Consider the following 10,906-nt stretch of genomic DNA (forward strand, 5'->3'; position numbering starts at 1 on the left):
GCCGGGCAGGCCCGCGGCCCAGGCCTGCTGGAGCAGACTGCGGTGCTCGCATTCGAGCAGGTCGGCAAGATCGGCTGGGGTGACCATCGCCGCGAAGTCTGACACGGCGCGCGCGGACGGCTCCCCGACACGCCCCGGCGGACGACGTGAATGACTCATTCATGTCGTCCGGCGACAGGAATGAGTCATTCACGTCATCGGCGAGTCTGCGGCCCTGCCCATGCGCGGCATCATGGCAGGGTGATCCCCCTCGCCAGGCCGGCCGCGTACGCCGGCGTTTCGATCAAGACGGTCCGCGTCCACCGCGCGATCGACCTGTTCAAGATCCGCACCCTCGCCCAGGGGTGGTAGCCGTGCCGCATCGAGGTCGGGTTCCCGGGGCCACCGGGCCGGTGCTCGGCCGCGCCCTCAAGGTGCTCGAAGCCTTCTCCCCCGACCACCCCGAACTCCGGCTCAGCGAGGTCGCGCGCCGGGCCGGGCTGCCCGCCGCCACCGCGCACCGGCTGCTGCGCGAGTTCTGCGCGTGGGGCGCGCTCGAACGGGACGAATCGGGCGTCTACCGGGTCGGGCTGCGGCTGTGGGAGCTGGGCTCGCTCGCCCCGCGCGGCCTGGGCCTGCGCGAACGCGCCCTGCCGTTCCTCGAAGACCTCTCGCAGATCACGCGGGAGAACGTCCAGCTCGCCGTCCGCGAAGGCACCGAGGTGGTGTTCATCGAACGGATCGCCGGCTCGGGCGCGGTCCCCGTCCTGACCCGCGTCGGCGGCCGGTTCGCGCTGACCGCGACCGGTGTCGGGCTCGTGCTGCTCGCCCACGCGCCCGCCGACGTGCAGGAAGACGTCCTCGCCGGCCGGATCGAGCGCTACACGGCGGAAACCGTCACCGACCCGGACCGCCTGCGGCACCTGCTCGCCGACGTCCGCACCCACGGGTTCTCCATCAGCGAGCGCCAGGTGACCCTCGACAGCCTCTCGGTCGGCGCCCCGATCCACGACGCCCGCGGGCAGGTGGTCGCGGCGGTCTCCCTCGTCGTGCGGTACGGCAGCGCGTCGCCGCACGCGCTGGCCCCGCTGGTCCGCACGAGCGCCCGCGCGATCTCCCGCGCTCTCGGCTGAGCTTTCCGACTTATGGAAACGCCCTTCGCGGCGAGGGGCCCGCCCGCTCAGGCTGGGGTCCCCGCCACGAGAGGACGAACTCCGATGAGCGCCATTCCCCGCGACCAGTGGTACGTCGCCGCCTACGGATCCGAAATCGGCGCGGAGTTGTTCAGCCGCACCGTGTGCGGCGAGCCGGTCCTGTTCTGGCGGACCCGCGACGGGAGCGTGACGGCCGTGGCCGACCGGTGCGTGCACCGGCGGTTCCCGTTGTCCCAGAAGCCTTCCCGGCTCGTCGACGACCAGGTCGTCTGCGGCTACCACGGCTTCACCTACGGCGCGGACGGCAAGTGCGTCGCGGTACCGGGCCAGACCCGGGTGCCCAGGACCGCCCGCCTGCCGCGCTACCCCGTCGTCGAGCAGGACTCCTTCGTCTGGATCTACATCGGCGACCCGGAGAAGGCCGACGCCGCGCGGATCCCGCGAGCGCCGTACCTCGACTCGCCCGGCTACACGACCGTCGCCGGGATGGAGCCGCTGAAGGCACGCTACTCGCTGCTGGTCGACAACCTGCTCGACCTGTCCCACGAGACCTACCTGCACGGCGGCTACATCGGCACGCCGGAGGTCGCCGCGACGCCGATCACGACCGAAGTCGACGAGGAGAACGGCATCGTCTACGTCTCGCGGCACATGGACGACGCGGAATGCCCGCCCTTCTACGCCAAGTCGACCGGCCTCCAGGGCCGGATCGCGCGCTGGCAGGACATCGAGTACACCCCGCCCTGCCTGTACAAGCTGCACAGCCGCATCGCGCCGGTCGGGTCCGTGCCGCGGCCGGACGGCAGCGACCCCGACGCCTTCCACGTCGAAGTCGTCTACGCGATCACGCCGGAGACCGAGCACTCGACGCACGACTTCTGGGCCGTGGCACGGGATTTCGCGCTCGACGACGAGGGCGTGTCGGCGTTCCTGGCCGAGAACAACCGCACGGTGGTGCTGCAGGACGTCGAAGCACTCGACGTCCTCGAGCGGGTCATCGCCACGGAACCCGCGGGCTACCAGGAACTTTCGGTCAACATCGACACCGGCGGCCTGGCCGCGCGCCGGATGCTGCAGCGGCTGGTTTCGCCGTGAACCGGGTCCTCTGGGTCCCCGGCACCGACTGGCTGCACGCGATCTGCCACTGCGGCGCCGAACGGGACTTCGACGACCCGGTCGCGCTCTGGGACTGGCTGCTCGCCCACCCCGAAGGACACCGATGAAACTCCTGGTGGCAGAGAAGGAAAAGGTGGCCGACGACGTCGTCCGCCTGACGTTGCGCGATCCGGGCGGCGGACCGCTGCCGCCGTGGGACCCCGGCGCGCACATCGACGTGGAGCTGCCCGGCGGCGTGCGGCAGTACTCCCTCTGCGGCCGCCCCGGAGACACCTCGGCGTACCAGGTCGCGGTGCTGCGGGAGCCCGCCGGCCGCGGCGGCTCGGCGTACGTGCACGACGACCTGGTGCCCGGGCAGCACGTCGTGGTGTCGGCGCCCCGCAACCACTTCCCGCTGGTGCCCGCCGAGCGGTACGTGTTCGTCGCGGGCGGCATCGGCATCACGCCGATCCTGCCGATGCTCGAACGCGCCGGCGACTGGCAGCTCGTGTACGGCGGCCGGACGCGCTCGTCGATGGCCTTCACCGAAGAGCTGGCCCGCTACGGCGACCGCGTGACGATCCGGCCGCAGGACGAGGACGGCCTGCTCGACCTCGCCGGCCTGCCCGTCGGGCCGGGCACCGCGGTGTACTGCTGCGGCCCGGCGCCGCTCCTGGCGGCGGTGGAAGCACTCGGCTTCGCGAACCTCCACGTCGAGCGCTTCACCCCGGAACCGGACGACGGCCCGCGCACGGCGTTCGAGGTGGAGCTCGCCGGGTCGGGCCGAGTGCTGGCCGTGCCCGCGGACCGGTCGATCCTGGACGTCGTCGAGGAAGCCGGGGTGCCGGTGCTGTCGTCGTGCCGGGAAGGGACGTGCGGCACCTGCGAAACCGGCCTGCTCGGCGGGACGCCGGACCACCGCGACGCCGTGCTGACCGCGGCCGAGCGGGAGGAGAGCGAGGTGCTGATGCTCTGCGTGTCCCGCGCCCGCTCGCCGCGGCTCGTGCTCGATCTTTGACGGCGCGCGGCTAGCGCAGGCGCAGCTTCCGCAGCGTCTTGAGCCCGGAAAGCATGCTCTCGACGTACTTTTCGTACCCCTGTCCCGGCCGCGGGCCCATCACCTGCTTCTTCAGCACCGCCAGGTTCTGCCCGTCGGTGTACTTGAGCAGGCCCTGGTCGCCGTGGCGGGCGCCGACGCCGGAGTTCTTGACGCCGCCGGACGGGGTGCCCTTGGCCGCGTAGGCCGTCGCGAGGACGTCGTTGACGTTCACGTTGCCGGACTCGATGCGGGCCGCCAGCGCGCGGGCCGCCGGGACGTCGGTGCTCCAGACCGACGCGTTCAGGCCGTAGTCCGTGTCGTTGGCCAGCGCGACCGCTTCGTCGACCGTGCGGTAGGTGTGCAGCGCCACCACTGGGCCGAACGTCTCGGTGACGCCGCAGAGCATGTCCTTCGTGACGCCCTCGAGGATCGTCGGCTCGAAGAACGCCGGGCCGAGGTCGGGGCGGGGCTTGCCGCCGCACAGCACCTTCGCGCCCTTGGCGACCGCGTCATCCACATGGGACTTGACGCGGCGCATGTGGTCCACCGACACGAGCGAGCCCATCTCGGGCCCGAAGTCGTACGCGGCGCGGACGTCGAGGGCCTTCGCGCGCGCCACGAACGCGTCCTTGAACTCGTCGTAGCGGGACTCCGGCAGGTAGATCCGTTCGACGTGCATGCAGATCTGCCCGGTGTTGCCGAACGCGCCGAACACCGCGCCCTGCACGGCTTCGCCGATGTCCGCGTCGTCCAGAACGATCATCGGGTTCTTGCCGCCGAGTTCGAGGCAGCAGCCGATGAGGTTGCGCCCGGCCCGCTCGCCGATCACCTTCCCGGTGGCCGTCGAGCCGGTGAACATGACGTAGTCGGCCTGGTCGATCAGCGCCGGGCCGACGTCCGGGCCCTCGCCGCAGACGACCTGGAACAGGCCTTCCGGCAGGCCGGCTTCCTCCAGCAGCCGGATGCCGTAGAGCGGGGAGAGCGCGGTCTTGTTGTCGGGTTTCAGGACGACCGCGTTGCCGGCCATCAGCGCCGGGACGGCGTCGGAAATGCCGGTGGCGAACGGGAAGTTCCACGGCGCGATGATGCCGACGACGCCCTTGGGCCGCCGGACCTCGGTCGAGGACGTCACCAGCGGCACCGGCCCGCCGCGCTTGACCGGCGCGAGCAGCTTGGCCGCGCGCTTGAGGTAGTGGCTCATCACCATCGGCGGGTCGCAGGTCTCCTCGATCGCCATCCGCCGGTTCTTGCCGCTCTCGACCTGGATGAGGTCGGCGATGTCCCGCGCGTGGTCGACGAACAGCGTGTGCGCCCGCTTGAACACGGCCAGCCGCTGCTTGACCGGCGTGGCGGCCCACTTGCGCTGTGCCTCGCGCGCGACGGCGAACGCCCGCTCGATGTCTTCGGGCGTCGATTGCGGAAGCTCGACGAGGACGTCACCGGTGTAGACCTCGGTCAGCTTCCAGGTCGCGCCGGCCGAACCCGGCACGCGGGCGACGAGCCGGTCGAGGAAGGCGCCGGTCACCGACGCCGGGCGGGTGAGGCCGACCGGGGTGAGGGTCATGACCGGCTCCCGAGGACCAGCTGGGCGCCCATCTCGCCGATCATGATGCAGGGCGCGTTGGTGTTGCCGCCGGTGATCGACGGCATGATCGAGGCGTCGCAGACGCGCAGCGCGTCGACCCCGCGCACCTTGAGGTCGGGCCCGACGACGGCGAGCTCGTCGACGCCCATCCGGCAGGTGCCGACGCCGTGGTAGACCGACGTCGCGCGGTTGAGGATCGCGTCGCGCAGCGCCTGGCCCTTGAGGTTCTCGCCGGGGTGGATCTCCTCCTTGACGGCGCCGCCGAAGGCCTTCGAGGCCATGATCTCCCGGACCATCTCAGAGCCTTCGCCGAGCACTTCGAGGTCGGCCGGGTCGGCGAGGTACTGGAAGTCGATGAGCGGCGCGGCCGTCGGGTCGGCCGAGGCGAGCCGCAGCGTCCCGCGGCTCTTCGGGTAGATCAGCGTGGTGAGGACGGTCAGCGCGCCGCGCTTGTCGACGGCGTGCCGGATCGGGGCGTCCTGGTTGGGCGAGACGTACGCCCAGGGCAGCAGGTGCAGCTGCAGGTCGGGGACGGCTTCGGCCTGGGAGGTGCGCAGGAACGCGACCGCCTCGAAGACCGAGTTGGCCAGGAAGGTGGAGCCGGGCCGCAGCAGCTCCTTGGCCAGGCCGCGGGCGAAGAACGGCGCCGTGCCGCGGAGCTTGCTGGAGGACACCTGGAAGGTCAGCGCGTGGAACATGTGGTCGTGCAGGTTGTCCCCGACGGGCAGGTCGGCGACGACGTCGATGCCGTGTTCCTTCAGGTGCTCGGCGTGGCCGACCCCGGAGAGCATCAGCAGCTGCGCGGACCCGACGACCCCGGCGGCGAGGATGACCTCCTTGCCCGCCCGGACCGTGCGCCGGCTCCCGTCGGCGTCGACCACCTCGACGCCGGTGGCGCGGCCGTTCTCGATGAGCACCTTCTTCGCCAGCACGCGCGACTGGAGCTGGAGAGAGGACGGCGCGTGGTGGAGGTAGCCGCGCGAGGCGCTGTAGCGCAGGCCGTCGGCGGCGTTCTGCTGCATCCGGCTGACGCCTTCTTGCGACTCGGCGTTGTAGTCGTCGAGGATCTCGCAGCCGATCGCGTCGGCGGTGGCCTCGAGGAACTGCAGCGTCCCTTCCTGCGGGATCTTGTTGCGGGTGATGCGGATGGGGCCGCCGGCGCCGCGGAAGGCGTTCTCGCCGTCCTCGAAGTCCTCCATCCGCTTGTAGGCGGCGTTGACGCTGTCGGCGTCCCAGCCCTCGTTGCCCTCGGCGGCCCAGGAGTCGAAGTTGGCGCGGTTCCCGCGAACGTAGACCATGCCGTTCACGGAGCTGGACCCGCCGACGACCTTGCCCCGCGGCACCGGCATCCGTCGATCTAGAACGTGTTTCTGCGGAACGGAGTAGTAGCCCCAGTCGACGATCTTCTTCAGCTGCGGCACCGCGTGCATCGGCGCGACCATGCCGGGCTTGGTGACGAGCAGCTGCTCGTCGCTCTTGCCCGCTTCGAGCACGATCACGCTGGCCCCGGACTGCGCCAGCCGCCCGGCAACCGCCGCACCGGAGCTCCCCGACCCGACGACGACGTAATCGGCTTCGTCGCCGCGCGGCGCCCGCTTCGCCATTTCCGCTCCTCGGTCCGCCCGGACACGTAAACTGTAACGTGTTCTAGTCAGGCAACCGTATAGCGTCAAGCCCCGGAAGCGCAACGGTCTGGAACCGGGCCAACCGGCGGGGCGCCTGGCCCGGGATGCAGTGAATGACTCATTCATGTCGTCGGACGACATGAATGAGTCATTCACTACGCCCGTGCCCAGGGACCGCCGGAGCTCAGCCCCAGTTCAGGAAGCGGTAGTGCAGGCCGGTCGAAGACTCCAGCCACTCCCCCACGGACTCCGCCGCCCGCCCCACCTCGGGCGCGTGCGTGTCCCCCTCGAAGGACTCCCGCAGCTCGGTCACCACGATCCGGTCCGCCACCGGCAGCGCCGCCGTGTACACCGCCGCCCCGCCGATCACCCACACGTCACCGGACACCGCCGCCAGCGCGGCGAGCAGCGACGGGAACGTCTCGGCCCCCTCCTGCGGGGTCCGCGAAAGCACCAGGTTCCGCCGCCCCGGCAACGGCCGGAACCGCGGTGGCAGGGACTCCCACGTCCGCCGCCCCATCAGCACCGCCGCGCCCGCCGTCACCTCGCGGAAGTGGCGCAGGTCCTCCGGCAGGTGCCACGGCAGCTGCCCGTCACGGCCGATGACGCCGTTCGAGGACTGGGCCCAGATCAGCCCGATCACACCGCCACCGGGGCCTTGATGCCCGGGTGCGGGTCGTAGCCGTCGACCGAAAAGTGCTCGTACGTGTAGTCGAACAGGCTCTCCGCCGGCTTCAGCCCGAGCACCGGGAACGGCCGCGCGTCGCGGGCCAGCTGGGTGCGGACCTGGTCGACGTGGTTGTCGTAGATGTGGCAGTCGCCGCCGGTCCAGATGAAGTCGCCGACGCCGAGGCCGACCTGCGCGGCGATCATGTGGGTCAGCAGCGCGTAGCTGGCGATGTTGAACGGGACGCCGAGGAACAGGTCCGCGCTGCGCTGGTACAGCTGGCAGGACAGCTTGCCGTCGGCGACGTGGAACTGGAAGAACGCGTGGCACGGCGGGAGCGCCATCCGGGGGATGTCGGCCACGTTCCACGCCGACACGATGATCCGCCGTGAGTCGGGGTTCTCGCGCAGCGTGCGCAGGACCTCCGCGATCTGGTCGACGTGGCCGCCGTCCGGGGTGGGCCACGAGCGCCACTGGACGCCGTAGACCGGGCCCAGGTCGCCGTCGTCGGCCGCCCACTCGTCCCAGATCGTCACGCCGTGCTCGCGCAGCCAGCCGACGTTGGCGTCGCCGCGCAGGAACCACAGGAGCTCGTAGGCGATCGAGCGGAAGTGGACCTTCTTCGTGGTGATCAGCGGGAAGCCGTCCGACAGGCGGTAGCGCAGCTGGTGCCCGAAGATCGACCTCGTGCCCGTACCAGTACGGTCCCCCTTGCGGGTTCCCGTTTCGAGCACGTGGCGGAGGAGGTCTTCGTACTGCGTGTCCGGCATGCCCGCGAGCCTAGTACCCGCCCCCGCGACACCACCGGGTGGAACCTGCGCCATAACTTGACTCATTCCAGATACGGTCCTAGGGTCGGCCGTGATGTCCGACTACGAAGCGCAGTTGCGAGCCGTCTCGCTCCGCGTGACGCGGCCCCGGCTGGCCGTGCTCGCGGTGCTGCGCGAAAACCCCCACGTCGACACCGAAACGGTGATCGACCTGGTGCGCGCCGAGCACCCGTCGGTGTCGCACCAAACGATCTACGATGTGCTGCGTGCGCTCACCGACACCGGTCTGGTGCGGCGCATCCAGCCCGCCGGTGCGAACGCCCGCTACGAGTCACGCGTGGGTGACAACCACCACCACGTCGTGTGCCGCTCCTGCGGGGCGATCGCCGACGTCGACTGCGCCGTCGGCCACACCCCCTGCCTCACCGCCTCGGACGACCACGGTTTCGTGATCGACCAGGCGGAGGTCGTCTACTGGGGCACCTGCCCCGACTGCGCGGCCGACCGCACCCGAAATGATTCGCCGCTCTCGGAAGGAAGTAAATGAGCTCCACCCAGGACAACGCCCCGTCCAGCGCGCAGGGCGTGGACCAGAAGGCGGCGGCCGGTTGCCCGGTCGCGCACGACTCCGTGACCTCGCACGGAAGCGAGAGCGAGAACCCGGCGATCGACTCGCCGTCGTCGAAGACGGGCGGCCGGCCGCGCACCAACAAGGACTGGTGGCCCAACCAGCTCGACCTGACCGTGCTGCACGCGCACTCGTCGAAGAGCAACCCGCTGGGCGAGAAGTTCGCCTACGCCAAGGAGTTCGCGAAGCTCGACGTCGACGCCCTCAAGCAGGACATCGTGCAGGTCCTGACCACCTCGCAGGACTGGTGGCCCGCCGACTTCGGCCACTACGGCGGCCTGATGATCCGGATGAGCTGGCACGCCGCGGGCACCTACCGCATCCACGACGGCCGCGGCGGCGCCGGTGACGGCGGGCAGCGCTTCGCCCCGCTGAACAGCTGGCCGGACAACGCCAACCTCGACAAGGCCCGGCGCCTGCTGTGGCCGGTCAAGCAGAAGTACGGCCAGAAGATCTCGTGGGCCGACCTGCTGGTGCTGGCCGGCAACGTCGCGCTGGAGTCGATGGGCTTCAAGACCTTCGGCTTCGGCTTCGGCCGCGTCGACACTTGGGAGCCGGAGGAGATCTTCTGGGGCCCCGAGGACGACTGGCTGGGTGACGAGCGCTACGCCAGCGACACCGAGATGGTGCCGGAGCTCGGCGCCACCGAGATGGGCCTCATCTACGTCAACCCCGAGGGCCCCCGCGGCAGCGCGGACTTCAAGGCCGCGGCGAGCTTCATCCGCGAGACCTTCGCCCGGATGGCGATGAACGACGAGGAGACCGTCGCCCTCATCGCCGGCGGCCACACCTTCGGCAAGACCCACGGCGCCGCCAACGCCGACGACCACGTCGGCCCGGAGCCCGAGGGCGCCCCGCTGGAGGCCCAGGGCCTCGGCTGGCTGAGCACGAACGGCACCGGCAAGGGCCCGGACCAGATCACCAGTGGTCTCGAGGTCACCTGGACCGACAAGCCGACCGAGTGGAGCAACCGCTTCTTCGAGATCCTGTTCGGCTACGAGTGGGAGCTCACCACCAGCCCCGGCGGTGGCAAGCAGTACGTCGCGAAGGACGCGCCGGAGATCATCCCGGACCCGTTCGACCCGAACAAGAAGCACAAGCCGACGATGCTGACGACCGACCTGTCGCTGCGCTTCGACCCGATCTACGGCCCGATCTCGCGCCGGTTCCTGGAGAACCCGGACGAGTTCGCGCTGGCGTTCGCCAAGGCCTGGTACAAGCTGCTGCACCGCGACATGGGCCCGGTCAGCCGCTTCCTCGGCCCGTGGGTCGCCGAGCCGCAGCTGTGGCAGGACCCGGTGCCGGCCGTCGAGGGCGACCTCGTCGGCGACGCCGACATCACCGCCCTCAAGGCGAAGGTGCTGGAGTCCGGTCTTTCGGTGGCCGAGCTGGTTTCCACGGCGTGGGCGTCGGCCGCGAGCTTCCGCGCCACCGACAAGCGCGGTGGCGCCAACGGCGCGCGGATCCGCCTGGAGCCGCAGCGCAACTGGGAGGTCAACCAGCCCGAGCAGCTCGGCAAGGTCCTGGAGGTCCTCGAGGGCGTCCAGCGCGAGTTCAACGAGGCCGGCGGCGCGCAGATCTCGCTGGCCGACCTGATCGTGCTGGCCGGCTCGGCCGCCGTCGAGAAGGCGGCGCGCGACGCCGGCGTCGAGACGACCGTGCCGTTCCACCCGGGCCGCACCGACGCCTCGCAGGAGCAGACCGACGTCGACTCGTTCAAGGTCCTCGAGCCGCGCGCCGACGGCTTCCGCAACTACCTGCGGGACGGCGAGAAGCGCCAGCCGGAGGTCCTGCTGGTCGACCGTGCCTACATGCTCGACCTGACCGCGCCGGAGATGACGGTCCTGGTCGGCGGCCTGCGGGCGCTGGGCGCGAACCACGGCGGTGCGGCGCACGGCGTCCTCACCGACCAGCCGGGCGTGCTGACCAACGACTTCTTCGCCAACCTGCTCGCGCCGGGCACCAAGTGGAAGGCGTCGGAGTCGGCGGAGAACGTCTACGAGATCCGCGACGTGTCGACCGACGAGGTGAAGTGGACCGCCACCGCGGTCGACCTGGTCTTCGGCTCGAACTCGCAGCTGCGGGCCCTCGCCGAGGTCTACGCCAGCGACGACGCCCGTGAGAAGTTCGTGGGCGACTTCGTGGCGGCGTGGACGAAGGTCATGGAGCTCGACCGCTTCGACCTCGCCTGATCGCGACGCCAAGGCCCGGCCGGTCCACTGTGGACCGGCCGGGCCTTCGGCGTTCAGGACCGGGCGGCCGCCTCCGTGAGGGCGCGGCGGGTGAGCACCCGGGCCAGGTGACGGCGGTACTCCGCCGTCGCGTGCGGCTCGTCCGGCGGGTTCGTGCCGTCCGCCGCCAGCG

At 70.9% G+C, this 10,906-nt stretch carries 10 protein-coding genes and 1 pseudogene; 6 read left to right on the top strand and 5 right to left on the bottom strand.

All coding sequences use genetic code 11. From position 1 onward, the window contains the following. The first annotated feature begins 353 nt into the window (after window positions 1-353). From G3I65_RS46745 to G3I65_RS46755, 4 genes are all read left to right on the top strand, one after another. On the top strand, window positions 354-1,112 hold the full coding sequence (locus G3I65_RS46745) for an IclR family transcriptional regulator (RefSeq protein WP_163046875.1): 759 nt from the start codon (window positions 354-356) through the stop codon (window positions 1,110-1,112). A gap of 84 nt (window positions 1,113-1,196) precedes the next feature. Beyond that, window positions 1,197-2,228, top strand: a complete 1,032-nt coding sequence (locus G3I65_RS46750) for an aromatic ring-hydroxylating dioxygenase subunit alpha (RefSeq protein WP_160701816.1) — start codon at window positions 1,197-1,199, stop codon at window positions 2,226-2,228. Then, entirely contained in the window at window positions 2,225-2,356 is a 132-nt protein-coding gene (locus G3I65_RS58500) for a hypothetical protein (RefSeq protein WP_255482109.1), read from the top strand. The genes G3I65_RS46750 and G3I65_RS58500 overlap by 4 nt, the downstream gene beginning before the upstream one ends. Then, window positions 2,353-3,246, top strand: a complete 894-nt coding sequence (locus G3I65_RS46755) for a PDR/VanB family oxidoreductase (protein ID WP_160701817.1) — start codon at window positions 2,353-2,355, stop codon at window positions 3,244-3,246. Before G3I65_RS58500 ends, G3I65_RS46755 begins: the two co-directional genes overlap by 4 nt. Before the next feature lie 10 nt (window positions 3,247-3,256). On the opposite strand, the gene G3I65_RS46760 is transcribed toward G3I65_RS46755, so the two are convergent. From G3I65_RS46760 to G3I65_RS46775, 4 genes are all read right to left on the bottom strand, one after another. After that, on the bottom strand, window positions 3,257-4,831 hold the full coding sequence (locus G3I65_RS46760) for a succinic semialdehyde dehydrogenase (protein WP_160701818.1): 1,575 nt from the start codon (window positions 4,829-4,831) through the stop codon (window positions 3,257-3,259). Next, on the bottom strand, window positions 4,828-6,456 hold the full coding sequence (locus G3I65_RS46765; RefSeq protein WP_160701819.1) for a GMC family oxidoreductase: 1,629 nt from the start codon (window positions 6,454-6,456) through the stop codon (window positions 4,828-4,830). Before G3I65_RS46765 ends, G3I65_RS46760 begins: the two co-directional genes overlap by 4 nt. Window positions 6,457-6,661: 205 nt before the next feature. Next, window positions 6,662-7,120, bottom strand: a complete 459-nt coding sequence (locus G3I65_RS46770) for a dihydrofolate reductase (protein WP_160701820.1) — start codon at window positions 7,118-7,120, stop codon at window positions 6,662-6,664. Beyond that, complete coding sequence (locus G3I65_RS46775) at window positions 7,117-7,914, bottom strand: thymidylate synthase (protein ID WP_160701821.1); 798 nt, start codon at window positions 7,912-7,914, stop codon at window positions 7,117-7,119. Before G3I65_RS46775 ends, G3I65_RS46770 begins: the two co-directional genes overlap by 4 nt. A gap of 94 nt (window positions 7,915-8,008) precedes the next feature. Here G3I65_RS46775 and G3I65_RS46780 point away from each other — a divergent pair, with 94 nt between their 5' ends. Next, window positions 8,009-8,461, top strand: a complete 453-nt coding sequence (locus tag G3I65_RS46780) for a Fur family transcriptional regulator (RefSeq protein ID WP_160701822.1) — start codon at window positions 8,009-8,011, stop codon at window positions 8,459-8,461. Further along, window positions 8,458-10,734 carry a catalase/peroxidase HPI gene (gene katG / locus G3I65_RS46785; protein WP_160701823.1) on the top strand — a complete coding sequence of 759 codons (2,277 nt, stop codon included), beginning with the start codon at window positions 8,458-8,460 and terminating at the stop codon, window positions 10,732-10,734. Before G3I65_RS46780 ends, katG begins: the two co-directional genes overlap by 4 nt. A 53-nt stretch (window positions 10,735-10,787) precedes the next feature. On the opposite strand, the pseudogene G3I65_RS46790 reads toward katG, so the two are convergent. Beyond that, a pseudogene (locus G3I65_RS46790) lies at window positions 10,788-10,906 on the bottom strand (xanthine dehydrogenase family protein subunit M); the annotation flags it as partial.

It is taken from the genome of Amycolatopsis sp. SID8362 (assembly GCF_010550475.1).
Taxonomy (GTDB): domain Bacteria; phylum Actinomycetota; class Actinomycetes; order Mycobacteriales; family Pseudonocardiaceae; genus Amycolatopsis; species Amycolatopsis eburnea.